Origin of the sequence: Xanthomonas axonopodis pv. maculifoliigardeniae (assembly GCF_041519315.1) — a bacterium.
In the GTDB taxonomy this organism is placed as follows: Bacteria; Pseudomonadota; Gammaproteobacteria; order Xanthomonadales; family Xanthomonadaceae; genus Xanthomonas; species Xanthomonas euvesicatoria.
The window spans coordinates 2,210,373-2,236,158 of the sequence record NZ_CP167998.1; the positions used below are offsets into that span (position 1 = coordinate 2,210,373).

The window sequence follows — 25,786 nt, forward strand, 5'->3', positions numbered from 1 at the left end:
CCTGTTGAAGAGATGGGAGTCTGGAATGCAGCTGCAGCGTGTTGCGATCATGTTGCCTGTGCGCCGGCGATCAGATCGGCAATGGTATCGACCTGGTCGCGGGTCAGGCCAGGAAAGATTGGCAGGCACAATACCTGTGCGGCCACCGAGCGCGCGACCGGCAGCCATGCCGGCGCCGAGGAGGGCAGGGCGCGATACATCGGGAAATCGCTGATCAACGGATAGAAGTACCGCCGCACCAGGATGCCGTGCTCGCGCATCACTTGGTACAGCGCATCGCGCGCCAGTGGGTAGTCGTCCTGCACCAGAATCGGAAAGTACGCGTAGTTGGCGCTGGCGTGATCGGGCCGTGCCACGCAGCGCACGCCGCGAACATCGCTCAGGCGCTGCCGATACTGCGCATCGATGGCGCTGCGCTGGGCGATGGCCTCATCGATGTGCTTGAGCTGCAGCAGACCAAACGCTGCGCTGATCTCGTTCATCTTGCCGTTGATGCCCGGTGCCACCACCGTGGTTTCGTCGACGAAGCCGAAGTTCTTCAGATGCCCGATGCGCTGATAGGTCCTTTCGTCGGGACAGACAATCGCGCCGCCCTCGAAGGTGTTGAAGACCTTGGTCGCATGGAAGCTCAATACGCTCAGGTCGCCGTGGCGCAGGATCGAGCCGCCGTCATCGCGCACCCCGAAGGCATGCGCCGCGTCGTAGATCACCTTGAGGTTGTAGATATCGGCGATGCGGGTGATTGCGCTGGTATCGCAGGCGGTGCCATAGCAGTGCACCGGCATGATCGCGGTGGTCTGCGGGGTGATGGCCGCTTCGATCTTCGAAGGGTCCATGTTGAGCGTCACCGGATCGATGTCCACGAACACCGGGGTGATGCTTTTCCACAGCAGCGAATGCGCGGTAGCCACGAACGAGTAGGGCGTAGTGATCACTTCGCCGGTGATGCGCAGCGCCTGCAGGGCGGTGATCAACGCGGTGGTGCCATTGGTCAGCAGTGCAAGGTGCGGAACGCCCAGGTAATCGCACAACGCCTGCTCCAACGCCCGGTGCATCTCGCCACCGTTGCTGACGATGCGGCTGGTCCAGATCCGTTCCAGATAGGGCAGGAACTCTTCCAGCGGCGGCAGCAGCGGACTGGTGACGGGAATGGGCATCAATGCCTCGCTGGTGCGGGTGGATGTCGGGATTCCGCCGCAGCCGGCAGCTGCGAACGGAGTGATCCTGCTGAAGCAAGCGCTATGCCAGCGAGCGGAACCCGAGCGTGTGCTGGCTCAGTTGGCCAGCTCGGTCTGCTCGCGATCGATGCCGTACTTGCGCAGCTTCTCCACCAACGTGGTGCGGCGCAGGCCCAGCAGCTGAGCGGCATGCGCCACCACGCCCTGCGTGCGTTCCAATGCTTCGTTGATCAACGCCAACTCGATATTGGCCATATGCCCGCGCAAATCGATGCCATCGTCCGGCAGGCTGGACGTGGCGGCCGGTTCGGCATCGGCGGTCTTCGGTTGCAGCGTCACCACATTGCTCGGCAGGGCGCTGACTTCGACCGGTGCGGCCACCAACGCCGGCTCCGGCGGCAACTCGACCGGACTGGACGAGGCGAAATCGCCGCGATAACGCGCCGGCAGATCCTGCACCCGCACCAGCCCGCCGGGATGCAGCACCGCCAGGCGCTCGACCAGATTGGTCAGTTCGCGCACATTGCCCGGCCAATCGTAACTGCGCAGCGCCTGCAGGGCCTCGTCGGCAAAGCGCACTTCGCCGCGACCGGTGCGTGCCAGCTGGCCCGCAATGGTCTGTACCAGCATGGCCAGATCGTCCACGCGCTCGCGCAGTGCCGGCATTTCGATCGGAAACACATTCAGGCGATAGAACAGGTCCTCGCGGAACTGGCCATCGCTGATGCGCGATTCCAGATTGCGGTGGGTCGCGGCGATCACGCGCACGTTGCAGCGGATGGTCTGCCCGCCGCCAACGCGCTCGAAGCTGCGCTCCTGCAGCACGCGCAGCAGCTTGACCTGCATCGGCAGGCTCATGTCGCCAATCTCGTCCAGCAGCAGCGTGCCGCCCTCGGCCATCTCGAAGCGACCCTTGCGGGTGGTCAGCGCGCCGGTGAAGGCGCCTTTTTCGTGCCCGAACAGTTCGCTTTCCAGCAGATCCGGCGGGATCGCGCCGCAATTGATTGCGACGAACGGCCCGTCGCGCCGCGGCGAATGCTGGTGGATGGCGCGCGCCACGACTTCCTTGCCGGTGCCGGATTCGCCCAGCACCAGCACGGTGGTGTCGAACGCGGCCACCTGGTCGATCAGCCGGCGCAGGCGGGTCACTGCCTCGCTGTTGCCGGTCGGGCCGGAGTCCTGCTGCACACCGGCCTGGTGCTCGGCGTCCAGCCGCTTGAGGCTGGCACGGCGCAGCAACGCTTCCAGCTGCGCATGCCGCAGGGGAGTGTCCAACGCCCACACATTGGCTTCGTGCAGGCCGTGGGATTGCGCAAACGCGCTCGGGCTGCCCTCCATCAGCAGTACCGGTGGCGGCAGCTTGGCATCGGCCAGCCAGTCGAAGAATTTGTCGGCCTGTGCGGCGTCCTGCGCCGAGCCCACCATCACCGCCATCCACTCATCGTGGCGGTGACGGCCAGGATTGATGTCGGCGCCGTCGGTGACCCAGCGGGGATTGAAGTCCATGAACTCGAGTAGCGACACGGTGCGCTCGGCGCGCACGGCGTCACTGTCGATCAACAGAATGCGGGACTCACTCATTCCTGGCTCCTTCCGTCAGGCCCTCCAGGATTGGCATGACTTCCTGGATATAGGACAGCTTGCTGACAAAATTGTCAGCACCCGCGCGAAGAGCGTGTTCACGATGCTCGGCATCATCGAAGTGGCTCGCGATGACAATATACGGCGGATCGTCCTGCGTCTTGATCAGACGCGTGGCCTGCAGCCCGCCCATCTCCGGCATGGCCAGGTCCATCAGCACGACATTGGGGCGCAGCGACTCAGAGCGCTCGATCGCTTCCAGCCCATTGGCGGCACTGCCCACGATATTGAGCCAATCGACCTTGCGAAAATGACGCATCGCAGCGTTGATGAAGCCCTCGTGGTCGTCGACCAGCAGCACGGTGAGTTTGCTCATAGTAGTCCTTATCCTGCCCGGGCAAGCAGCGGTTTAGTGGTGCGGCGGCGCTCGCGTGCCGGTGCGATATCAAGTTGTTCGCGGTACTTGGCCACGGTGCGGCGCGCAATGTTAACGCCTTGCCGCGACAGCAATCCGGCAATCGCCTCGTCGGCCAGCGGCCGGCCGGCCGGCTCGCTTTCGATCAAGCGGCGCACCATCGCCTTGACGGCCTGGCCGGAGACGCTGGCGCCTTCCAGCCGCACGGCGAAGAAGTGCTTGAGCTCGAAGGTGCCGCGTGGAGTCTGGATGTATTTGCCGGTGGTGATGCGCGAAATGGTCGATTCGTGCATGCCGATCTCGTCGGCGATTTCCTTCAGCGTCAGCGGTGCCATCGCTTCTTCGCCACGCGCCAGGAAGGCGGCCTGGCGTTCGACGATGGCACGCGTGGCGCGCAGCAGGGTCTCATAGCGCATCGACAGCCCGCGGGTCAGCCAGCGCGCTTCCTGCAGCATGTCGCGCAACGGCTGCGCGGTCTCGCCGGCGTCGGCCAGCGCGCGTTCGTGCACCGGATTGATGCTGACGCGATGAGTGGTGGCCGGGTTGAGTGCGACGCGCCAGCTGTCGTCGGCGTGCCAGGCGAGCACATCCGGAATCACGCTGGCATTGCTTTCCTGCAGCAGGTCGTCGCCGGGGCGAGGTTGCAGCGACAGGATCAGCCGCACCGCTTCGCGGGCATCGTCCACTTCGGCATCGTGTGCGCGTGCCAGCACCGTGTAGTCGTGCGCGGCCAGCAGCTCCAGATCGCCGTCGAGGATGCGCGCAGCCAGGTGGCGTGCCGGCACGCGGCCGGGCAGGGCGCTCAACTGGGCCTGCAGACACTCGCGCAGGTCGCAGGCGGCCAGACCGGCCGGGTCGCCGTGCAGCAACCGCTGCCGGATCGCTTCCACCGCCTGCACGGTCATGCCCAGACGGGTGGCGCCCAGCTTTTGCAGCGTCGACAGCGCTTCGGTCAGATAACCGGCGTCGTCGGTCTGCTCCAGCCAGAACGCAGCGGCCCCCAATGCCGCCTCGTCCAGGTCCAGCGCCAGCTCGCGCAGGATGCGCACATGCGGGTCGGTCGACTCGCCGGCGGCCACGCGCTGCATGCGATCGTCGTCCCCATCGTTCCAACTGCCGCCCTGCACGTCCCACATCGTGCTTTCCGGCAGTTCGTCGAACGCGGCGATATCGCTGGCGCCATCGTTGTCGGTGGCGGCCTGATCCCCGTTATCGGCCAGCTCTTCCAACTCCAGCAACGGATTGGTTTCCAGGGCACGACGGATTTCCAGTTCTAATTGCATGCCGTCCAATTGCAACAGACGGATCGACTGCAGCAACTGCGGGGTGAGGTGCAGTTGCTGGCCAAGCTGGGCGGAAATGGTCGTCTTCATGGAAGCGCTTCCGATGGGCGCTGCACGCAGCAGCGATGGAATGCATCTTGCAGGACAACGCGACGGGTTTCTAATCAGGGAGTCAGGTGAGGTGACTCATGATTTTCCCGACAGTTTGTCAGGAACTTCCTGACGTTGCAGGCGGGCTCAAGCGTGCCCGCCGGAATCCCGTCACTGTTTTCAGCGTCGCTGGCCCACGCGTGCCCGGATAGCGCGTCAGACCAACTCGTTGTGATGTTTGGCGGCCAGCAGCACCAGATCGTTGGCGCGACGGCATCCGAGCGATTCCATCATGCGGGCGCGGTGGGTTTCCACGGTCTTGACGCTGATGCCCAAATCGGCGGCGATTTCCTTGTTGCTCTGGCCGCGGCCGATTTCGCGCAGGATCTCGCGCTGACGCGGCGAAAGCGCGGCAATGCCGACCGGCTTTTCGCGGCCCAGCATCGGCGCGATCATCTTGGACGAGATCTGCGGGCTCAGGAACACCTGCCCGGCGGCGGCGGCGCGCAACGCCAATTCCAGTTCCAGTGGTGCGGCGTCCTTGACCACGAAGCCGACCGCGCCGCGATCGAGCGCATCGCGCACATGCACCGGGTCGTCGTGCATCGACATCATCACCACGTGCGTGCGCGGCGCGGCGCGCAGCACGTCGGTCATGGCATCCAGGCCGCTGCGGCCGGGCAAAGACAGGTCCATCAGCACCAGGTCGGGCCGGTGCAGGGACGTCATGTCCAGGGCTTGTTGCGCATTGCTGGCTTCGCCCACGACATCGATGCCGGCGAAGGTTTGCAGCAGCCTGGACAGGCCGGCACGGACAAGGGTGTGATCGTCGACGATGATGACTCGCACGGCGCAGAAGAGACCTTTTCAGTAAAGGGCACCTTAGCTGACCCGGCGCCCGGCGCCAACTATCGGATCAACGCTGGCGGCGGGCGTCGGCGATCTGACGGCGGTGCAAGCGAAACAGGTGGCGTTCCAGCGCATCCTGCAGGCCGGGCGCGAGCGGGGCAAACTGCAGCCACAGCCAGACATCGTGGCCATCGCTCGCGTTCGCCAGCACGGTGGCAGGAAGCTGTACAAGTTCAGGAAGCCAGTCGGACGGCTGCAGGCAAACGGCGCCGGTTGTGCCGGGCGGGTGACTGGTTGCGCAACTCAGGCGGATCCCGCGCACCGACCAGTGCACCATTCCCTGGCTCAGGCCGCTGTCGCCCTGGCGCACCAGGCGGCCGATCAGCGCCAGCATCAAATCCAGTTTGGCGTCCATGCGCTGCACCAGCAGCGGCAGTTCGCCGCGGTCCTCGCTGGTTTCTTCGCTACGCAGGTCTTCGACCTGGCCAAGACTGCGCAACAGGGTTTCAGCGGCGCTGTGCGCGCCCGCATCGCTCCCGGCGCGGAAGCCGGCCGGCAACTGCAATTGGCAACTGAGCGTGTCGGCAAACAGCTCGGCATCGGCCGATGGCGCGAGTGTGCCGAGCGCGCTCATCAGATCCGTCCGACCCGCGCGTAGGCGCGGCTGGCCGACGATGAGGTGCGCTGTGCGCGGATCAGTTCCAGCAGCTTGCGCTGCCGCTCGCGCATCATCCGCATCAAGTCCTGATGCATGGTGAGCAAGGCCTGCAGCGCGTCGCGGTCCTGCTGGATGTCCACCTGCTGCGCGTATTCGCGCAGGTGCAGGTCGTGGTTGTCCAGCATCTGCGGCATCGCCTCGAACTCCTCTTGCGCCATGGCCAGGCGGAGGTCGGCGATTTCTGCTTGAAGGCTTTGCACGCTATGCATGGCAGGACTCACGAAACGGCGGAAAGGCCGCGTTGTTCGAGGGGGATGGAGTTCCACGCCGAGTCGATTTCGCTGAGCAACCCCAGCGCTTCGGTCAACGCGGTCTCGTCGTTGTGCAGGTTGGCCGCGGTCAGCCGCTGCATCACGTAGTCGTACAGGGCCGAGAGGTTACCAGCGATCTCGCCACCGGCTTCGTGATCGAGCGAGCCGTTCAAGTGACCGACGATCGCGCAAGCCTCGCCGATGGCCTTGCCCTTGCGCGCCTGGTCGCCCTGCGCCAGGCAGGCCTGGGCCAGACGGATGCGTTGGCAAGCACCGGCAAACAGCAGCGAAACCAGCTTGTGCGGATCGGCTTCGGTCACGCTGGTGGACACGCCGACCTTGCGATATTGCTCGGCATACTGACGATTGGAACCGTACATGGATGACTCCTCAATGGGCTGACCTTCGCTGGTCCCGGAGCGCTGCGCTCCTGCGACGACGCTCCTGCCGGAAGGCAAGGCCGAAATCACGATAGGCCTTACTTGTATCGGCAATACCCTGACAGGACTTGAGGATCGTCATCACGGAAATCAGCTTGTCAGCAGGCTGCTGAGCGAGCTGGTGCTGCTCTGCAACTGGCTGATCATGGTTTCCATTGCGGTGAATTGGGCGGTGTAGCGGTCGCTGAGTTTTTCCATGCGCGCATCGAGATCGTCCAGCTCCGACTCATAGCCCTTGATGGTCTTGTTCAAGCTGTCCGAGCGTAGGGTCAGCGTGCCGTTGGTGACATTGACGTTGCTGTCCAGCACTTTGCTCAGCGTGCCGCTGAACTTGCTGTCCTTGCCGAACACCTCGGCCGCGGCGCCACCGTCCGACGCGATGGCGGTGTCGAACTTGGCGCCGTCGAAACTCATCACGCCATCCTTGTCGATGGTCAGGCCCAAGGCCTTGAGTTCGTTGACGTTGCCGCTGACCTGGCCGCGCAGCTGCTGCTGCAGATTGCGCACCAGCGAATCGCCGGTCAGCGCCGAGGCGGTCTTGGTGGTGGCGTCATAACTGCTGCTCTTGGCCAGCAGCGTGTTGGCGGTGTTGTAGGCCGCGGCGAACGCGGTGAGGTTGCCCTTGAGGCCGCTGGTGTCGGCGGCCACGCCCAGATTGAACTTGGTGCCTTCAGCGGCCTTGGTCAGGGTGAGCACCACGCCGGGCACGATGTCGCTGACGGTGTTGGAGCTGGACGTGCGCTCGAAACCGTCCACGCGTACCAGCGCGTCGGCGGCAGCGACGGTCTGGTTCAGCCCGCCGGTGACGCCGGGGCCGTAGGTCAGGCTGCTCAGGCTGGGGTCGCTGGCGCTGATGGTCAGGGCACCCTTGGTACCGGAGTCGACCGCATTGAAGACCAGGTGCTGGCCATCGTTGGCGGTGACCACGCTGGCGGTCACGCCCTTGCCGCCGGCGGCCTTGTTGATGGCTGCAGCGATGTCGGTGAGCTTGTCGGTGCCGCTGATGTCCACGGTGACGCTCTGATCGCCATAGCCGATCGTCAGCGTGCCGCTACCCACGGTGGCATCGGCAGCGAATGCACCGGAGGCCAGTTTCTGCGAGGTCGCCAGCGAGACCACTTCCACCGAATAGTTGCCCGGCGCCGCCGAACTGGTGGTGGTAGCGGTGAAGCCGGCATCGGTCGGCACCGTGGCCTTGTAGGCGTTGGTGTCGGCGCTGCTGATCACCTTGTCCAGCGCAGACTTGAGCGTGGTCATGCTGCTCTTGATCTGGCTGATCGCCGACAACTGCGTGGTCGCGGCGGTGCCGGCCTTGTTGATGCGTGCCTGCTCGGGGTCTTTCTGCCGGGACACCAGGGTGGACACCACGGTAGGGATGTCCAATCCGGAGCCAGAAGTGCTGATCACCGATGCCATGTTGCATTCCTCGTCTGGGCGCCCGAAACAGACGGACGCATGGGATTACGTGACGGGTATCGGCCGCATCCGCGAGGACTTTAGCGGCGGCGAGGGGTCACGCGCACGACGGCTATAGATGCAAGTTCCATGCCCGTGGTGGCCGGCGGCGCGCGTCAACAAACCGTCCATGGCGGGCGTGGACGGGCTGCGGCCACAAAAAAAGCCCCTCCGAAGAGGGGCTTTGGACGTGCTGCGGAGCGCTGCCGCGTTGCGGCGGCAGGTCACTGCCAGTTACTGCAGCAGGCTCAGCACGTTCTGCGGAACCGACTTGGCCTGGGCCAGCATCGCGGTACCGGCCTGCTGCAGGATCTGCGTGCGGGTCAGTTCGGCGGTTTCCTTGGCGTAGTCGGTGTCGCGGATACGGCTACGCGAGGCCGACAGGTTTTCCGAGGTTGCGCTCAGGTTGGCGATGGTGGAGGTGAAGCGGTTCTGCACCGCACCCATGTCGGCGCGCGAGGAGTTGACCGCGGTCAGCGCCTTGTCGACGATTTCCAGGGCCTTCTGCGAGCCGGAGAACGTGGAGATATCCAGGCTGCTCAGGGTCGAAGCGGTGGAGCCGGAAGCGGCCGAAGCGGTGGTGATGCCGGCGCCGACGGTGATGCCAGCGGCGCTGGAGGTGCCAGCCGACAGCGAGGTGAAGTCCTGGCCAGCCTTCAGCGATTCGATCTGCAGCGAACCGTCGCTCTTGATCGAGGCGTACATGCCGGTCTGGTCGAGCTTGTCGTTGATCGCCGAGGCGACCTTCTTGTTGACGTCGGCAGCGGTGTCGCCGGCGCCGATCTTGACGTCGGCAATGGTGACGCTCTTGGCCGAGCCGCTGGCGTCCTTGAACGACAGGCTGATGCCGCTGACCGAACCAGAAGCGGTGGCGGTGCCGGTGACGCCGGCGCCGGAGACGGCGGCAGCGAAGTTGGCCTTGCCCAGCGAATCGACGTTGGCGTCGACGATGCTGTTGATGCCGATGGTCTGGCCGGCGTCGGCGCCGACCTGGAACAGCGCGCCGGAGAACGAGCCGTCCAGCAGCTTGGTGCCGTTGAAGTTGGTCTGGTTGGCAACGCGGTCGATTTCCGCGGTCAGCTGCTTGACTTCCGAGTTCAGCGCGTCACGGTCGGTGGACGAGTTGGTGGCGTTGGACGACTGCACCGACAGCTCGCGGATACGCTGCAGGTTGCTGCCGATTTCCACCATCGCGCCTTCGGCGGTCTGGGCCAGCGAGATACCGTCGTTGGCGTTGCGCGAGGCAACGTCCAGGCCGCGGATCTGCGTGGTGAAACGCTCGGAGATCGCCAGACCTGCGGCGTCGTCCTTGGCGCTGTTGATGCGCAGACCAGACGACAGACGCTGGATGCTCGTCGACATGCTGGCGCTGCTGGTGTTGAGGTTCCGCTGAGCGTTCAGCGACATTACGTTGGTGTTGATTACCTGTGCCATTTTGATTTCTCCTAAGCGATTTTTCCGGCAAGGGGGACTTGCCTGGAGCCTCCGCAGGGGGGCCATCAAGTTGGCCGTTGCCGCTGCTGAGATGAATAACGGCGTTGCGTCGGGAACCTTTAGCGAAATTCAGTATTTTTTACTGTCTTTCTGCGTCGGGACGAAATACGTAAGCGTTGTGTATCAAGGGGTTTGGTTTATTCGGCAGCACCCCGCCAATCTTTAGCGTTGGTATAACTCTTCGAAAAATAAACTCCGTCCGCCTGCGCAAGCGCTGACGCGCAGGAGCGAAGAAAACCCAGGTTTTCTGCGGCAAAATCAGCGGATGATGTTGAACAACGACGAGGACTGCATCTGCTGAAAAATCGTTTGAGCGGCCTGCAACGAGGCCTTCTCGAGTTGGTACTGCCCAATCGCCGAGGCGTAATCCAGGTCGCGGATCGACGACAGGCTGGTCTTGAGCGTGACTTCGTTGGATTCAAGCAATGAGTTGGCATTGTCGATGGCCGACAACTGCGCGCCGCCGGAGGCGCGCGCATCGATCATCTTCGAAGACGCCTGGGTGATGTCGCGCATGGACGACTGCAGCGTGTTGATCATCGCAGCCTTCTGCGGCGCGGTCAGCGTATCGGAGTTGAGCGCGCCGACCAGGTCATCGATGGTGGAGAACACATCCTTGGTGCCGGAGGCGCCAATCTGGAAACTGTCGCCCACCGCCGGGGCGCCGCTGATGCGCATGCGCACGCCGGCGGCGTTGATGTCTTCGCCCTCCTTGTAGGTGCCGGTGCCGACCACCGTATTGGTGCTGTCGCGCACTTCATAGGTGTCGGCGGCGGTGAACTGCACGCTGTAACTTCCACCGTTCCAGCTGCCGGTGCTCGCGTCGCGGCTGAAATCCAGCAGCAAGCCGGTCCCCGTGTTGGCGGCGTTGGCGTGCGCATCCACGGTGCCGTCGCCGGTGCGGATGCGCATGAAGATTTCGCTGCCGGGCAGGGTGTCGCTGACGAAGGTGTCCGGCGCCACTTCGACCTGCTTCTGGGTCTGGTCGCCGTTGTAGGTGACGCTGCCATTGCTCTTGATGAAAGGCGCACTGCCATCGGCGGTGCCGCCGAACAGGTAGCGTCCGGTGCCGTCGGTGCTGTTGGCCAGGCTCACCATGCTCTCGCGCAGCGCGGTCAGTTCCGAGGCGATCGCCTTGCGGTCATCGGGGCTGAGCGAAGAATTGCTGGCCTGCACCGCCAATTCGGTGACGCGCGCCATTTTGTCGCCGGCTTGCGAGAGCGCGTTTTCCTGCAGCCCGAGCCGGTTCTGCACGTTGTTGGCGTTTTCGCCGAAGCGCGTGATCGCCGCCAGGGCACGGTCCAGGCCGACCGCCGTGCCTGCAGCCACCGGGTCGTCCTTGGCGGTGACCAGGCGCTGCCCACTGGAGAGCTGCGATTCGAGCTGGTTCAGCCGCGACTGCTTGGCGCCCATCGAGGCGACCGACTGGCTGTACATCATGCTGGTGGAGATACGGTCGGTCATCAGCGTACGGCACCCAGGATGGCTTGGAAGACGGTGTCGGCGGTAGAGATCATCTGTGCGGCGGCCTGGTAGGCCTGTTGCAGCTTCAGCATGTTGGCGGCTTCCTCATCGAGGTTGACGCCGGAAATCGAGTCGCGGCTGGCCTGCGCCTGGTCGTTGATGACCTTCTGCGCATCGGCCGAATAGCTGGCCGCACGCGCGGCCGAACCCACCGAGGTGGTCAGGCCGGAGAGCGCGCCATTGAGGGTGACCGTGCCGCCGCTGAGCGCCTTGGCATCGTCGATGTTGGCCAGCAATTTGGCATTGCCGTTGTCGCTGGAGCCTGCGCCCATCGGGCCGACGCCGAAGGTGTCGCCGGCCTTGGGCGCGCCGTCCAGCGCGAAGCTCCAGCCGTTGGCGCTGATGGTCTGGCCGGCGGTGTAGGCGAACGGGCCGGCGCCATCGATGGTGTACTGGTTGGCGTCGATGAACTCGATCGACGAGGGGGTCAGCAGCGCGGGATTCTGCGCATTGGTGACCTTGACGTCGCTGATCTTGCCAGTGCCCAGGTTGGCGACCGTGGCGGTGGCCTTGACCGGGGTGGCGGCGGCAATCCGCGAGGGATCGGTAATGGCCACCGACAGGCTGCCGGCCAGCCCGGCGGTGGGCTGCAGCAGGAACTTGTCGCCGCTGGCCGGCGTGCCGCCCACCACCATGCTGACGCCATTGAGCACCAGCGGGTCGGCGGCGGTGCCGGTACCGGTCATCGGCACGGCAGAGCCGGTACTGGCGTTGATGGCTTTCCAGGTGGTGCCGTCGAAGCTGAGCGTGACGTTCTGGCCGTCAACGGCACTCACGTTGCTGAAACTGGCGCTCAGCGATGCGCTGCCGGTATTGCTCGGATTGGCGGCAACGGTAGGCGAACCGATATTGAAGAAGTTGCCGCCCATCGCGCCATACAAGTCCATCCCCCGGCTGTGGCCGGCATTGAAGGTGCTGGCCATGCCCACGGCCAGGCGGCCGAGTTCGGCCTGGGTCGGCTCGAGCACGCTGCTGCGAAATTCCAGCAGACCGCCGATCTGGCCGCCCAGCGAACTGGCGCTGAGGCTGACGTTCTGGCCTTGGGTCTGCATCGCCACCTGCAGCTTGGTCGGCTGATACGGGTCGGCAACGGTGACGAGTTTGGAAGAGGTGGTACCGACCACCAGCGGCTGACCGCCGGCGGTGAAAACATTCATGAAGCCGCCGTCCTGGATCACCGCCGTGCCGCCGGTAAAACCGACCAGCTTGCTCACCAGCGCGTCGCGCTGATCCAGCATGTCCGGCGCTGCCGCCTGGGCACTGCTGCCGATGGTGCCGTTGAGCTTGGCGATCTGCTGCGTCAAGCGGTTGACTTCGTCCACCGAGGAGGTCAACCCGCTGTTGACTTCGTTGCTCAGGCTGTCCATCTGCCCGTTGAGCTGCTTGAAGCGCGTCGCCAGCGAATTGCCGCTGTCGAGCATGCTCTGGCGCTCGGCGGTGGAGGAGGCGTTGGACGACACCGCGCTGGTGGAATCGAAGAAATTCGACCACAGCCCGGCCACGTTGGTGGCGGTGTTGGAGTACAGCGCGTCGACGCGGTTGGACAGCGAGGACAGCTGCTGCAGGCGCGAGAGTTCGCCGCCGCTGTCGAGCAGGCGCGAGATGGCCAGCTGGTCGGCGACCCGGCCCACATCGGTGATCTTGGCGCCATTGCCCACGAACGCGTAGCCCATGTCGGTGGGCGTGCGCGTTGCAAATTCCACACGTTGGCGGCTATAGCCTTCGGTATTGATGTTGGCGACGTTATGGCTAACGGTCGACAACGCCCGTTGGAAGGCGATGAGCGCGCTGGTCCCGGTGGACATGATGGACATGAGCGTTTACCTCAGCGACGGATGGTGCCGAGCCCGACCGGCTCGGCGGTACTGGCATAGCGGTTGGACAGATCGGCCGCCGCGTTGCCGATGGCGGCCACCGCACGGTCGATGGTCGGGCCGTTGGCGATCGCCGCGATCTTGGCCGCATAGCCCGGATCGGTGGCGTATCCGGCTTGTTGCAAGCCGCGTGCAAAACCCTTGATATCGGTGCCGGCCTGCAGCGCGGGCTGGTAACGGCTGTTGTTCTTCAGCAGCCGCACGTAGTCGGCAAAGCTCTCCTCGGCCGAGCCATAGGCGCGGAAATCGGCGGTTTCGGTGGTTTTGACGCCGTTGACGTATTCGTGGGTGCCGGTGGTGACCTTGTCGCCGCTCCAGCCGGTAGCCTTGATGCCGAACAGGTTGTTAGAGTCGCCACCGTTGCCTATGCCGCGACGGCCCCAACCGGTTTCCAATGCGGCCTGGGCCACCAGCGCGCGCGGGTCCACACCCAGTTCGCGCGCAGCCTTTTGCGCATGCGTCCAGATCTTGGCGACAAAGCCTTCCGGGGTGCGCTCGCCCAGGCTGGCAGCGGCGCTGCTGGCGGCGCTCGCATTGACCGCGGCATTGGCATCGGCTGCATCGCTGGCGGCCACATCGGCCCAACGATCGTTGGCCGACGGCCAGCTCAGTGCTGCAGCATCGTCGCTGCCGGCTTCGCCAGCGCCGGTACGCCCGGCAATCAGATCCAGCACCTGGCTCATGCCGATGCCGCTCAAGTTGCCTGCGCCCAGGGCCGCCTTCGCCACGCTGCTGGTCGTGATGCCGGTGGCCGCGCCGTCGCGGGCGGGCAGCGGCAACGAGGCGTCGCGCTTGCCGGCAACCAGGGCGTACGCCTTGGCCGCTTCGGCAGTGTTCAACGAGGTGTTCAAGGCCGGGCCGCCCGTGTCGCCACTGAGCTGCTTGGAGATCATCGCCGACAGTCCCAGCCCCTTGCCGTCGGTCAACGCCTTGGCCATCTGCTGGTCGTACATTTCGCGGAACATCTGGTTTTGGCCCGGAAACATCGGGTCGCCGGAGCTCGCATCGCGCATGCTCTTGACCAGCATCTGCGCGAACTGACCTTCGAGCTGACGGGAGACCTTGTCGATCTTTGCCGGATCGGCCTTGGTGCTCGGGTTGAGATCAATGGGCGAGGCTGCGATACGCATGTCAGATCACCTCTAGCTCCGCCGTCAGCGCACCGGCTTGCTTGAGCGCTTCCAGGATGGCCACCAGGTCGCCGGGCGCGGCGCCCACTTCGTTCACTGCGCGTACGATCTGATCGAGCGTGGTGCCGCCTTCGAACTTGAACATGCGGCTGCCTTCGGAGGTGGCCGTGATCGTCGATTGCTGGGTCACCGCAGTGCGGCCGCCACTGAAGGCGCCCGGCTGGCTGACGTTGGTGTTTTCGCTGATGGTGACGGTGAGCGAGCCATGCGCGATGGCGGCCGGCATCACCCGCACCAGCTGGCCGATGACCACGGTGCCGGTACGCGCATTGACCACCACCTTGGCCGGTGCATCGCCCGGGGAGAGCTCGACGTTTTCCAGCCGCGACAACAGGCCGATCCGCGCACCCGGGTCGGTCGGCGAGCGCACCGCCACGGTCACGCCGTCGACCGCACGCGCGGTGCCGGCGCCGAAGCTGCTGTCGATCGCCGCGACCATGCGCGAGACGGTGGTGAAGTCGTTCTGGTGCAGGTTGAGGGTGATCTCGCCGGTACCGGCGAACACGTCCGGCAATGCACGTTCGACGGTGGCGCCGTTGGGAATGCGCCCGACGCTGGGCACATTGACCGAAACGCGCGAACCGTCCTTGCCTTGCGCACCGAAGCCGCCAACGACCAGGTTGCCCTGCGCCATCGCATAGACCTGGCCATCGGCGCCTTTCAGCGGTGCCATCAGCAGCGAGCCGCCACGCAGCGACACCGCGTTGGCGATCGAGGAAACGGTGATGTCGATGGGCTGGCCGGGCTTGGCGAACGGCGGCAATTCGGCATGGATGGCCACGGCCGCGACGTTTTTCAGCTGCGGGTTGACGTTCGCCGGAACATTGACGCCCAGCTCGCCAAGCAGGTTTTTCAGGCTCTGCACGGTGAAGGGCGCCTGGCTGGTACGGTCGCCGCTGCCGTCCAGGCCAACCACCAGGCCGTAGCCGACCAGCGCGTTGCCGCGCACGCCGCCGACCTGGGCAAGATCCTTGATGCGCTCGGCGCTGGCCGGCGCGGCAATCGCGCACAGCGCGACGGCGGCAGCCAGCAGACGGAAGGGCAGGGAAGACAGATTCATGGTCGCAGGCTCAGTAGGGCGACAGACGGGAATTGAAGAAGCGGCTCAGCCAGCCCATTGCATTGGACTGCGCGATCGCGCCGCGGCCGCCGTAAGCGATGCGGGCGTCGGCGACCTTGCTGGAGGGCACGGTGTTGTCCGGGGCGATGTCGGCGGCGCGCACGATGCCTTGCACCTGCACCAGTTCGTCGCCCTGGGTCAGGCGCAGGTTCTTCTGCCCCTGGATCACCAGGTTGCCGTTGGGCAGGCGTTGCATCACGGTGACGGTGACGCTGCCCTGCATGCGGTTGCTCTGTGCGGTGTTGCCCTTGCCGGCAAAGCTGCGGTCGCCGCTGGTGCTGTTTTCCAGCACATTCAAGCCACCCACGGTGAGCGGTGCGCCCAGCAGGGTCGGCGCGGCCATGGTGGTGGCGTCCTTCTTGCTGATGCTGGTGTTGGCGGTGGACGAGGCGGTAGTGCTTTCGACCAGGTTCACCGTCAGCAGATCGCCGACATCGCGGGCACGGCGATCGCCATACAGGTTCAGGCTGGGGCCGGCGGCGTAGATCGCACCGGCCGTCGGCTGCGCCACCGGTGCCACCACCGGCACGATCGGCGCCAGTTCGGCGAACGGACGTACATCGCCGGCGGCCACGCAGCCACCCAGCAGCGCGCTGCAGGCAATGGCGAGGCACAGGCGGGAGAGAGAAGGCAGGCGTGACATGGCGTTGATTCCTGAGAGGGCGAGGAGCGGCGAGCCGATCAGACGTTGTTGTTCAAGTAACCGAGCATCGAGTCGGTGGTGGAGATGGCCTTGGCATTCATTTCGTAGGCACGCTGCGTCTCGATCATGCTCACCAGCTCTTCCACGGTATTGACGTTGCTGCCTTCCAGCGCGCCCTGCACGGTGGTGCCCAGGCCGTTGAGGCCAGGCGTGCCGTTTTGTGCGGGGCCCGAAGCGGTGGTTTCGACGAACAGGTTTTCGCCCTTGGCCTGCAGGCCCGAGGGATTGATGAAGTCGGTCAGCGTCAATGCGCCGATTTCCTGCGCGGCGGCCTGGCCGGCCAGCGTCACGCTGATGGTGCCGTCGTTGCCGATGGTCAGCGACTGCGCGCCTTCCGGCACCTGGATGCCCGGCTGCAGCGGGTAGCCGCTGTTGGTGACCAGTTCGCCCTGCGCGTTGATCTGGAAGGTGCCGTCGCGGGTGTAGGCCGAGGTGCCATCAGGCATCTGCACTTCGAAGAAACCGCGACCGTTGACCATCACGTCCAGCGCGCGGCCGGTCTGCTGCTGGCTGCCCTGGTCGAACCCCTTGAAGGTGGACACCACGCGCACGCCGGTACCCAGTTGCAGGCCGGTCGGCAGCTGCGTCTGCGCGGAGGTCGAGCCGCCGGGCGCACGCACCTGTTGGTACAACAGGTCTTCGAACGCGGCACGGTCGCGCTTGAAGCCGGTGGTATTGGTATTGGCCAGGTTGTTGGAAATGACCGACATGCGCGTCTGCTGCGCATCCAGCCCGGTTTTGGCGACCCACAAAGCCTGATTCATGACCCGATTCCTCGTTAGACCCGGGGATGTGTTCCGGGTACGGGTGGGTATATGCACGTGCCGTGCCAAACCCGCGTCGGATTTCTGCCGGGTGTGCAGTGGGTCACGTGGAGTGGGGGTGCTGCGGGCTGCGTGGGGCAGGGCGGCAGCTGGGAGCAGGTGTCAGCTGCAGCGGTGGGGCTGGCGATGGATCCGCCTTGAAATCTGCCCGATCAGGTGGCGGACGCGCTTGGCGGCAAGCGGGTGGGTTGTTGGCCGTGTCTTGCTTGAGCTTGGTCCGGGCTTGAGGCAAAAGCTGGATCTGTCGAGTGTGCGGTGCCCTCTCCGCTCGCGGGACACGCCGTGAACCCATCCCTGGGGGCTCGATGGCGGCATCCATGCCGCCAACGGTCCCGCAAGCGGCGAGGACACCGCACCAGAGAGTTTGTCGGTTCCTCCCTTAAAACTTGTCCATTGCCAGGCCTGAGGCCTGCATGGAGAAGATGACTGGATGGGCCATGATCCCAGCAGCCCACGTCAGGCATTGTGTGCACCATGCGCACCGACCATCTCGACAGATCCTGGCCCGCCCACCGTCGCGGGACCTTACGCGGCATGGATGCCGCGTAAGAGCCTACAAGGACGTACTTGCGGCGTGTCCCGCGATGGTGGGCGGGCGGACCCTGCAGCCAAGTCACAAACCAGCCGCTCTGCAGCGAACCCGGGCGCGGCCATCAAGGTGCTCGGCAGAGCGGCGAGCCAACCGAGGGTGCGGCCGTGGGCGCCAGTGGCGCTTAGCCGCTCACCCGCAACAGCGAATTGGCCGATTGCGCATTGTCGTCGCCGTTCTTGATGATCTTGACCTGCATTTCGAACTGCCGCTGCAACTGGATCATTTCCACCAGCGCGCCGGCCGCGTCCACGTTGCTGCCTTCCAGCATGCCGCTGTTGACGGTCTTGCCGGTGGCCACCGCAAACGCCTGTGCCGGGTCGGTGCTGGTGTTGCGCATCAGCCCGTCGGGGCGCCGCGTCAAACGGTCGGCGGGCGCATCCACCACCTTCATCTTGCCGACGATGGCCATGGTCTGCGGGCCTTCGCCCTGCGGAATGATGGAAATACTGCCGTCGCTGCCGATCTCCATCGCCTGGTGCGGTGGGATGGTCATCGGGTTGCCGCCTTCATCCAGCACCGCATGCCCGTTGGCGGTGACCAGTTGGCCATTGGCGGTGAGCGCCAATTCGCCGTTGCGGGTGTAGGCCTCGCTGCCGTCGGGCGACTGCACCGCCAACCAGCGGTCCTGTTGCAGCGACACGTCCAGCGGGTTGCCGGTGACCTTCTGATGGCCCTGGCTACGATCGAACCCTTGGTCCACATGCAGCGCATCGATCCGCGACGGATAGCCCTTGCCCTGGATCTTGAACGCCTCGGTGTTGGCCAACGCGGCCTTGAATCCCACCGTATCGACATTGGCGAGATTGTGCGAGACGGTGCTTTGCGCCTGCAGTGAGGCGCGGGCACCGGTCATCGCGACGTAGAGGGCTTTATCCATGGGACACCGAGACTTGAGATTCGGGATTGGGGATTCGTAAAGGCGGACTGTTGCGACTCGGGATTTGAGGGGGCAGGGCCGGTCACCGATTGACGGAGTGCCGGCTTTTACCAATCCCTAATCCCGAATCACCAATCCCGGCTTTTAACGAATATTGATGATCGTCTGGGTGACCTGGTCCTGGGTCGAGATCATCTGTGAGTTGGCCTGGAAGTTGCGCTGGGCCACGATCATGTTCACCAGCTGCTCGGTCAGGTCCACCGTGGAGGCTTCCAGCGAGCCGGATTCGATCTGGCCCAGGTCCGAGGTGTCCGGCGCGCCGGTGCGGGCGGCACCGGAGGTGTAGCTCTCGGCCCACATGTTGTTGCCCTGCGACTGCAGGCCCTGCGGGTTGACGAAGCTGCTCAGTGCCACCTGGCCCAGCGGCTTGTCGGCACCGTTGGAATAGCGCGCGAACACCACGCCGCTGGTGTCGATGCTGATTTCGTTGAGCTTGCCGCTGGCGTAGCCGTCCTGGCGCGTATCGCGCAGGGCGAAGGCTTCGCCGTACTGGGTGGAGCCAGTGACGTTGAGCTGCATGTTCAGCACGCCCGCGCCGGTGCTCGGGGTGAACGGGTCCATCGCGATGATGCCGTTGGCCGGGGTGGTCAGCGCGCCGGTATCGGAGAACTGCAGGGTGGTCGGGGCACCGACCGCAGCGCCGTCCACGTAGTTGTAGACCTGCCACTCGTTGGGGTTGGCGGTCTTGACGAAGTAGGAGGTCTGCACATGGCTGACGCCCAGCGAATCGTAGACATTGATGCCGCCGGTGGAATGGCTATAGGTCTTGTCGTCGGCCGGGTTGAACGGGGTCACCGTCGGCGCGGTGGCATTGCCGGGCAGGGTGAAGGCCAGGTTGACCGTGGAGGTGGATTTCGGCGGGCTGTCGGTGGTCAGCAACTGCAGGTCCGACAGGCGGCCCACGTCAAACCCGTTGCCGCTGGGATTGGGCGCGAACACCTGCAGGCGTGCGCCCTGCGGGTTGACCACATAGCCGTTGGCATCGGTCTGGAAATTGCCGGCGCGGGTGTACATCTTGGCGCCGTTGGACGAGACGGTGAAGAAGCCTTCGCCGGAGACCGCCAGGTCCAGGCTGCGCCCGGTCGGGTCGATATTGCCCTGCGAGAACTGCTGCGCCACGTTGCTGACGCGCACGCCCGAACCGACCGCATTGCGCGACAGGCCATAGCTGGTGCTCTGGAACATGTCGGCAAATTCGGCGCGCGATTCCTTGAACCCGGTCGTGTTGACGTTTGCGATGTTGTTGGAGGTGACGTTCAGATCGGCATTGGCTGCGTTGATGCCGGACAACGAGGTATTGAAGCCCATGGATGAGTTCCTTTAGGTGTTGGTTGCCGGCTCAGCTGACGCGGAGCACGTTGGCGAGCGGGGAAGTGCCTAGCCCGGTCAGGTTGAGATACAACCCGTCCGAGCCGATCGTGACGCTGTCCACCGGTGCCTGGACATAGGTAGACAACTTGCTTTTGGAGCCGGCGGTGTCGGTCTGGGTGGCAGTCACGCCGTATTTGCCGGCCGCCATGCGATTGCCGTTTGCGTCGGTGCCATCCCAGTCGAAGGACACCTCACCGGCGGCGCTGGCCGGCACGCTGATCTGTTTGACGAAGGTGCCGTTGGCGTCGGTGATTTCGAAATTGACGAAACCGGCCGAAGTCGCGGCCACCACGCCCTTGGCCGAGCCGGTGGCATCGATCGCTACCTGCGCCGAGGGCACCAGCACGTTGTGGCCAACCAGCGCCGCGCCCTTGAGCACCTGGTCGCTGTTCATCGAATCGGAAAAGTTGCTGACCTTGGTATTGAGGTCGCCAATGCCCTGCACGGTGGAAAACTGCGCCAATTGCCCGAGAAACGCGCTGTTTTCCATCGGCTTGAGCGGGTCTTGATGCTGCAGCTGTTCGGTCATCAGTTTGAGGAAGTCGGCCTGGCCGAGTGCCTCCTCCTTCTTGGCGACGGTGCTGCTGGTACTCAGGCCAAGGCTTTTGTAGAGATCGCTGCCGATCGTGCTCATGTGGAGTATTCCGTTGGTAAGGGTCAGCTAGGAAGGGTCAGCGACCCATGGTGAGGGTCGCGAGCGCCAGTTCCTTGGCGGTATTGAGCATTTCCACGCCTGCCTGGTAATTGCGCGAGGCGGAAATCATGTTGACCATCTGCGAGACCGGATCCACGTCGGGCGAGAACACGTAGCCGTCGGCGTCAGCCAGCGGGTGGCCGGGTTCGTAGCGGCGGATCGGCGGCGCATTGGTGGTGGTGATCTCCTTGACGTTCACCGAGGTCAGGCTGGGGTCCTGGCGGCTTTGCTGGGCCTGGAAGATCGGCTCGATCGGCTTGTAGGTCGCCTCGGCCGAGCCTGCGACCGAATCGGCGTTGGCCAGGTTGGAGGCAATGGTGCTCAGGCGCACCGACTGCGCGTGCAGCGCCGAGCCGGCCACATCGAAGATGGGAAGATTGCTCATGACTTATTGGCCCGTGATCGCGGTGAGCATCGAGCGCACCTTGGATTCGAGGAAGCTCAGCGACGCGCGGTATTCCAGCGCGGCGCGGCCGTAGGCGGCGCGTTCGGCATCGGGATCGACGGTATTGCCGTCAAGGCTGGGCTGATCGGCTTCGCGGGTGAACTGGAAAGGGTTGAGCCCGGCGCCGCCGCCCACTTCGTAATGCTTGGCGTCGGTGGTCTGCAGCAGACCGCCATCCTGCTCGCCCTGCGCCGACTTCAGCGCCGCCTCGAAGTTCAGGTCCTTGGCTTTGTACCCGGGCGTGTCCACATTGCTCAGATTGCTGGCAATGAGCTTCATGCGCTGCTCGCGCAGCGTCAACGCGTCGCCATGGACGCCGAGGAACGAAGAGAAGGGGCTGGACACGGTGCTCTCCCGCGAAGTGTTGCCAGGGAGCAAGCAATGTTTGTGCCAATCGAGGTGGTACGGGCTATGGAACGCGGAGAATGATCGACGCTGCCGGCGCACGGCAGCTTGCTGTCCGGAAACGCGATGGCCACGCCATCCGTCGCGGAATTGGCGCGGTCAAACTCGACATGCCGGAAGGTTCGACAGTCCCGAGGCGCAGTCTGGCGTCAGCAGATGTGACGTCGGATCGCGTGGACGCGCTTGCCTCACCTTTCTGCGCTGCAGTGCTTTTGCAGCTAGGCAGCACCTTGTGGCTGCCATCGGCTCCGACCCGGCAGCCGCTTGGTCTTGCTCAGGCCGCTTCGGCGACCACTTTCAGGCGGGCCAGCACATAGTCGGCCAGTTCATGGGCGCTGTATTTGGCCACGAAGGCATTGGCGCCCACCTGCTCGACCATTGCGTTGTTGAACACGCCCGACAGGGAGGTGTGCAACAGCACATACAGGCCTTGCAGGCCCGGCGTGCGCCGGATTTCCGTCGTCAGCGTATAGCCGTCCATTGCCGGCATTTCGATGTCGGAGATCACCATGGCATAGCGGTCGGCCGGGTTTTCGCCCGAGGCGGCCACCTGCAGCAGGTGATCCAGCGCCTGGCGGCCATCGGACAGCAGGGTTGCCGAAACACCCAACTGGTCGAGCACGCTGCGGATCTGCTGCCGCGCCACGCGCGAATCGTCCACCACCAGTACCTGGAACTGGCGGTCGTAGGCCACCAGCTGCAGCGAGGGATCCAGCTGCACGTCCTTGCTCACCTTGGCGATATCGGCCAGCACGCTCTCCACGTCGATGACCTGGATCAGCTCGCCCTGGAAACGCGTCACCGCCGTCAAATAAGTGGCTTCGGCACCCAGTTCCGGCGGCGGGTGGATATCCTCCACCGCGATATTGACGATGCGTTCCACTCCGCTGACCAGGAAACCCTGGACCGAGCGGTTAAACTCGGCAACGACCAAATAGCCGGGGCCGTTTTCCGAATGCGAATCGCGTTCCGGGTGGCCGATGGCCAGGCCCAGATCCAGCACCGGCACCGAGCGCCCGCGCACGTCGGCCACGCCGGCGAACTCGGTCGGCAAGCCTGGCACCTGGAACAGTTCCGGCCGGCGCAGCACTTCCTGCACCTTGAAGACGTTGACGCCAAAAAGCTGGCGTCCGCCCAGCCGGAACAGCAGCAGGGCCAGTCGGTTGTGGCCAGCCAGTCGCGTGCGCTGGTCGATGCGGTTGAGCAGATCGTGGGTCATGGGGCAGATATCGACAGCGCCCTCTGGAAACTTGAGGGCTTTATGGTTGGTCGGGGCGCTGTTGGGATTGGGGATTGGGGATTCGCTCAAGCGCCGGGATGAGGTGATTTGGGATTAGGGATTCGCTTAAAGCGTGCATTAGCGAGTTTGTCTGCCGCTGCTGCTTCTGCATCCTTGAGAGCTCGGTATGGTTGTCGAAGAGATCCGGTCGGTGAAGGGGCTTCGGCAGTGGATAAATGAATCACCCGCAAGGCCGCTTTTACGAATCCCCAATCCCGATTCCCCAATCCCGGCAAAAAACAGGCACGCCGCTTGCAACGCCTGTCCCGTCTTCCTCCGGATCTGGTCCCATGCGCCTGCTCCTGCTTGTCATCTTGTTGGCTGCCGCTCCGGCCTGGGGCCAGAGCTATCAGTCCGTCGATTCCATTCGTGCTGCGGCGCTGGCCACCGTCGGCCCGGACGCCGAGGCCGAGGCCACGCTCGATCCGGGCCTGCGCATGCCGGCTTGCCCGATCGCGCTGCAGGCGCAGCCCACCGGCACCAATACGGTGGAAGTGGCGTGCCCGCAGCCGGCCGGCTGGCGCCTGTTCGTGCCGTTGAAGGTGCGTCGCAACCAGGACGTGCTGGTCTTGCGCCGCGGCATCAGCGCTGGAGAAACCATCTCGCTGGCCGATATCAGTATCGAGAAGCGTGACGCCGCCCGCATCGTCGGCGCGGTGCTTGCCGACCCGGTCGCTGCGGTGGGCAAGACCGCCCGCCGCGTCCTGCCGGCCGGCTCGCTGCTCTCGGCCAACGATCTGGTGACACAGCGGCTGGTCCGGCGCGGCGACACCGTGCCGCTGGTCTCGCGCAATGGCGGGCTGGAGGTGCGCATGAGTGGTCGCGCCCTGTCGGACGCCGGCGAAAACGAGCGCGTGTCGGTGGAAAATTCGTCCTCGCGCCGGGTGGTGCAGGGCATCGTTGAAGCGAGCGGAACCGTTGTGGTCTCCAGGTAAAAAATTTCTATAAAGTTTTTTTTCTGGGTGCCGTTATCCCCTACGACCTGTAGAGGAGTTCCTGACATGACCCAGAAAATCGAAGGCAATCTACCGACCGCTGCCACTCTTCGCACCACGGCCACCAGCAGCAAGATCGCTTCGGCCGGCGAAGACCGCGCGTCTCCGGTTGCCGCAACCCCGCCGACCGACAGCGTCAAGTTGACCGGCGAAGCCACCAACCTGCAGAACCTGCAGCGCGAGCTTTCGCAGTCCTCGGCGATCGACACCGGTCGCGTCCAGGCGGTGAAGGATGCATTGCAGAACGGCAGCTATTCCATCAACCCGGACGCCATCGCCAGCCGCATGATGGATCTGAATCAGCAACTGGCGGGTTGATCCCCGACGGAAAGGATGAACGTGAACGAGTTCCTGCAACGTCTCAGCGATGCGCTGGCCGGCGAACGCCAGGCATTACTCGAGAACGACATCGATGGGCTGATGCGACACACGCAGGACAAGCTGTCGGCGCTGCAAGCGCTGGAAGCGGCGATGCCTGCAGGCGAAGAAGAGCGGCTGCGTGAGCTGGCCGAAGCCAACCGCGCCAATGGCGCGCTGCTGGCACGCCGGCGCCGCGAAGTGAACTGGGCGCTGCGTCACCTGGGCCGCACCGAAAGTGCGCCGTCCTACGATGCCAAGGGGCAATCGAGCGTGTTGCGCGGCGGGCGTTCGTTGGCAGTGGCCTGAGTTGCAGGCTGTTCTGCAGCACGCCGGGCTGCAGATGGTGCGGCAAGCCTGGGCGAGCAGGCAGGTGCCGTTGGCTCTGCGTCCCATCGCCGGGTAATGCAAGACGACAATACGGAGCGTCAATGGTTCGGCGTATATTGAGGCATCCTCTACGCCGCCTGCTCCCGTGACCGCCAAGTTTTTTCTCAATCAAGCCTTACTGCCTTCCCCGGATATCCTGCGCGCCTTCGGCGACCAGATGATGGAGGGGCTGCTGCTGTTCCGCGCAGACGGAAAGCTGATTCTGGCCAATGCCATCGCACGCCAGAGCCTGTGCAAGGAAGACCCCACCGACGATCGCAATGTGGGCGAGCGCATTTCGCAGGTATTGCCATCGGACGCACTCAATCAGGCGCGTAGCAAGGGCAGCTGGACCGGTAGCCTGCCGGTCGCCGACCGGGTGGTCATCGCGCATCTGTATTACAACGAAGAGTCCGGGCCCGGGCATTTTCTGGCGCTGTTCCACAACATCGAAGGCCAGCAGGATTACGAGCGCGAGCTGCAACAGCGCCATGCCGAATTACGCCAGGCCTATCTGCGCCTGAACGGTGCGCAGGACAAATTGCTGCAATCGGAAAAGATGGCCTCCATCGGCCAGCTGGCCGCAGGCGTGGCGCACGAAATCAACAATCCGATCGGTTATGTGCACTCCAATCTGGGCAGCCTGCAGGAATATCTGCGCAGCTTGTTCACCCTGATCGAAGCCTACGAGCGCGCGCTGCAGGCGCCGGATCCCAAGGCGCTGATTCCGGAAATCGACGAAATCCGCAACCGCGCCGACATCGACTTCATCAGCCGCGATCTGCCGCAATTGATGGCCGAATCGCGCGAAGGCATCGAGCGGGTGACCCGCATCGTGCGCGACCTCAAGGACTTCTCGTACTCGGACCGGTCCGAGTCGTGGAAGATGGTCGACCTGCATGCGGGTCTGGAATCCACCATCAACATCATCTGGAACGAGCTCAAGTACAAGGTCACGCTGGAGCGCAACTACGCCGAGTTGCCGCTGGTGGAGTGCCTGCCATCCGAGCTCAACCAGGTCTACATGAACATGCTGCTCAACGCCGGCCAGGCCATCGTCGAGCGCGGCACGATCACCGTGACCACCGGTCGCGACGAAGCAGAAAACGTCTGGATCCAGTTCCAGGACAGCGGTGCCGGCATCGCCCCGGATCTGTTGCAGCGCATCTTCGACCCATTCTTCACCACCAAGCCGGTCGGCAGCGGCACCGGCCTGGGCCTGTCGATTTCCTACGGCATCATCAACAAGCACCACGGCCGCATCGACGTGGAAAGCACGCCAGGGCAGGGTGCCAGTTTCAGGATCACGCTACCGATCCGGCAGCCGCGCTGACGCGCTGACGCGCTGGGAAT

Annotated in this window: 26 protein-coding genes; 4 read left to right on the forward strand and 22 right to left on the reverse strand. The window is 64.5% G+C overall.

Annotated features, from left to right (window positions below):
* Positions 1-47 precede the first annotated feature (47 nt).
* The 22 genes from ACDH77_RS09660 to ACDH77_RS09765 all read right to left on the reverse strand — a co-directional run bounded on the left by ACDH77_RS09660 (position 48) and on the right by ACDH77_RS09765 (position 22,652).
* Positions 48-1,157, reverse strand: coding sequence for a DegT/DnrJ/EryC1/StrS family aminotransferase (locus ACDH77_RS09660; RefSeq protein ID WP_372353855.1), 1,110 nt, complete (start codon positions 1,155-1,157; stop codon positions 48-50).
* Positions 1,158-1,274: 117 nt separating this feature from the next.
* Positions 1,275-2,759, reverse strand: coding sequence for a sigma-54 dependent transcriptional regulator (locus ACDH77_RS09665; protein ID WP_136733658.1), 1,485 nt, complete (start codon positions 2,757-2,759; stop codon positions 1,275-1,277).
* Positions 2,752-3,135, reverse strand: coding sequence for a response regulator transcription factor (locus ACDH77_RS09670; RefSeq protein WP_003482992.1), 384 nt, complete (start codon positions 3,133-3,135; stop codon positions 2,752-2,754). Before ACDH77_RS09670 ends, ACDH77_RS09665 begins: the two co-directional genes overlap by 8 nt.
* A gap of 8 nt (positions 3,136-3,143) precedes the next feature.
* On the reverse strand, positions 3,144-4,547 hold the full coding sequence (gene rpoN / locus ACDH77_RS09675) for an RNA polymerase factor sigma-54 (protein WP_218560631.1): 1,404 nt from the start codon (positions 4,545-4,547) through the stop codon (positions 3,144-3,146).
* A 216-nt stretch (positions 4,548-4,763) separates the two neighbouring features.
* Positions 4,764-5,396: a response regulator transcription factor gene (locus ACDH77_RS09680; protein ID WP_003482986.1), complete on the reverse strand. Its 633-nt coding sequence runs from the start codon at positions 5,394-5,396 to the stop codon at positions 4,764-4,766.
* A gap of 67 nt (positions 5,397-5,463) precedes the next feature.
* Positions 5,464-6,030 (reverse strand): PilZ domain-containing protein, encoded by a 567-nt coding sequence (locus ACDH77_RS09685; protein WP_046935353.1) that lies wholly within the window; start codon positions 6,028-6,030, stop codon positions 5,464-5,466.
* Positions 6,030-6,323 (reverse strand): hypothetical protein, encoded by a 294-nt coding sequence (locus ACDH77_RS09690; RefSeq protein ID WP_008575949.1) that lies wholly within the window; start codon positions 6,321-6,323, stop codon positions 6,030-6,032. The genes ACDH77_RS09685 and ACDH77_RS09690 overlap by 1 nt, the downstream gene beginning before the upstream one ends.
* An 8-nt stretch (positions 6,324-6,331) precedes the next feature.
* Complete coding sequence (gene fliS, locus ACDH77_RS09695; RefSeq protein ID WP_014090121.1) at positions 6,332-6,745, reverse strand: flagellar export chaperone FliS; 414 nt, start codon at positions 6,743-6,745, stop codon at positions 6,332-6,334.
* Positions 6,746-6,895: 150 nt separating this feature from the next.
* Positions 6,896-8,221, reverse strand: a complete 1,326-nt coding sequence (gene fliD / locus ACDH77_RS09700; protein WP_031422562.1) for a flagellar filament capping protein FliD — start codon at positions 8,219-8,221, stop codon at positions 6,896-6,898.
* Positions 8,222-8,494: 273 nt separating this feature from the next.
* Positions 8,495-9,694 carry a flagellin gene (locus ACDH77_RS09705; RefSeq protein WP_016848727.1) on the reverse strand — a complete coding sequence of 400 codons (1,200 nt, stop codon included), beginning with the start codon at positions 9,692-9,694 and terminating at the stop codon, positions 8,495-8,497.
* Positions 9,695-10,012: 318 nt separating this feature from the next.
* Positions 10,013-11,218: a flagellar hook-associated protein FlgL gene (gene flgL / locus ACDH77_RS09710; protein ID WP_003482970.1), complete on the reverse strand. Its 1,206-nt coding sequence runs from the start codon at positions 11,216-11,218 to the stop codon at positions 10,013-10,015.
* On the reverse strand, positions 11,218-13,092 hold the full coding sequence (flgK, locus tag ACDH77_RS09715) for a flagellar hook-associated protein FlgK (RefSeq protein WP_372353856.1): 1,875 nt from the start codon (positions 13,090-13,092) through the stop codon (positions 11,218-11,220). The genes flgL and flgK overlap by 1 nt, the downstream gene beginning before the upstream one ends.
* 11 nt (positions 13,093-13,103) lie before the next feature.
* Positions 13,104-14,282: a flagellar assembly peptidoglycan hydrolase FlgJ gene (locus ACDH77_RS09720; protein ID WP_014090126.1), complete on the reverse strand. Its 1,179-nt coding sequence runs from the start codon at positions 14,280-14,282 to the stop codon at positions 13,104-13,106.
* A gap of 1 nt (position 14,283) precedes the next feature.
* Positions 14,284-15,402, reverse strand: a complete 1,119-nt coding sequence (locus ACDH77_RS09725) for a flagellar basal body P-ring protein FlgI (RefSeq protein ID WP_007971976.1) — start codon at positions 15,400-15,402, stop codon at positions 14,284-14,286.
* A 10-nt stretch (positions 15,403-15,412) separates the two neighbouring features.
* The gene (flgH, locus tag ACDH77_RS09730) at positions 15,413-16,105 is read right to left on the reverse strand and encodes a flagellar basal body L-ring protein FlgH (protein ID WP_008575962.1); all 693 of its coding nucleotides are present in this window, start codon (positions 16,103-16,105) and stop codon (positions 15,413-15,415) included.
* 38 nt (positions 16,106-16,143) lie between these two features.
* Positions 16,144-16,929, reverse strand: a complete 786-nt coding sequence (gene flgG / locus ACDH77_RS09735) for a flagellar basal-body rod protein FlgG (RefSeq protein ID WP_003482961.1) — start codon at positions 16,927-16,929, stop codon at positions 16,144-16,146.
* Between the two features lie 773 nt (positions 16,930-17,702).
* A complete protein-coding gene (flgF, locus tag ACDH77_RS09740; protein WP_005914448.1) occupies positions 17,703-18,458 on the reverse strand; it encodes a flagellar basal-body rod protein FlgF in 756 nt (251 codons plus the stop codon).
* A gap of 144 nt (positions 18,459-18,602) precedes the next feature.
* A complete protein-coding gene (gene flgE / locus ACDH77_RS09745) occupies positions 18,603-19,826 on the reverse strand; it encodes a flagellar hook protein FlgE (RefSeq protein ID WP_003482957.1) in 1,224 nt (407 codons plus the stop codon).
* 31 nt (positions 19,827-19,857) lie between these two features.
* Positions 19,858-20,523 (reverse strand): flagellar hook capping FlgD N-terminal domain-containing protein, encoded by a 666-nt coding sequence (locus tag ACDH77_RS09750; protein ID WP_005914450.1) that lies wholly within the window; start codon positions 20,521-20,523, stop codon positions 19,858-19,860.
* Between the two features lie 37 nt (positions 20,524-20,560).
* Entirely contained in the window at positions 20,561-20,968 is a 408-nt protein-coding gene (flgC, locus tag ACDH77_RS09755; RefSeq protein ID WP_005914451.1) for a flagellar basal body rod protein FlgC, read from the reverse strand.
* Positions 20,969-20,971: 3 nt separating this feature from the next.
* Complete coding sequence (gene flgB / locus ACDH77_RS09760; protein ID WP_003482950.1) at positions 20,972-21,373, reverse strand: flagellar basal body rod protein FlgB; 402 nt, start codon at positions 21,371-21,373, stop codon at positions 20,972-20,974.
* Positions 21,374-21,707: 334 nt separating this feature from the next.
* The gene (locus ACDH77_RS09765) at positions 21,708-22,652 is read right to left on the reverse strand and encodes a chemotaxis protein CheV (protein WP_003482947.1); all 945 of its coding nucleotides are present in this window, start codon (positions 22,650-22,652) and stop codon (positions 21,708-21,710) included.
* 350 nt (positions 22,653-23,002) lie between these two features.
* Between ACDH77_RS09765 and flgA the strand changes: the two genes are divergently transcribed.
* The 4 genes from flgA (at position 23,003) to ACDH77_RS09785 (ending at position 25,766) form a co-directional block, all read left to right on the forward strand.
* A complete protein-coding gene (gene flgA / locus ACDH77_RS09770) occupies positions 23,003-23,647 on the forward strand; it encodes a flagellar basal body P-ring formation chaperone FlgA (protein WP_057681716.1) in 645 nt (214 codons plus the stop codon).
* 66 nt (positions 23,648-23,713) lie between these two features.
* A complete protein-coding gene (gene flgM, locus ACDH77_RS09775) occupies positions 23,714-24,025 on the forward strand; it encodes a flagellar biosynthesis anti-sigma factor FlgM (RefSeq protein ID WP_003482943.1) in 312 nt (103 codons plus the stop codon).
* Between the two features lie 15 nt (positions 24,026-24,040).
* Positions 24,041-24,373 carry a flagella protein gene (locus tag ACDH77_RS09780; RefSeq protein WP_003482942.1) on the forward strand — a complete coding sequence of 111 codons (333 nt, stop codon included), beginning with the start codon at positions 24,041-24,043 and terminating at the stop codon, positions 24,371-24,373.
* 166 nt (positions 24,374-24,539) lie between these two features.
* Positions 24,540-25,766 carry an ATP-binding protein gene (locus ACDH77_RS09785; protein ID WP_218488798.1) on the forward strand — a complete coding sequence of 409 codons (1,227 nt, stop codon included), beginning with the start codon at positions 24,540-24,542 and terminating at the stop codon, positions 25,764-25,766.
* Positions 25,767-25,786 lie beyond the last annotated feature (20 nt).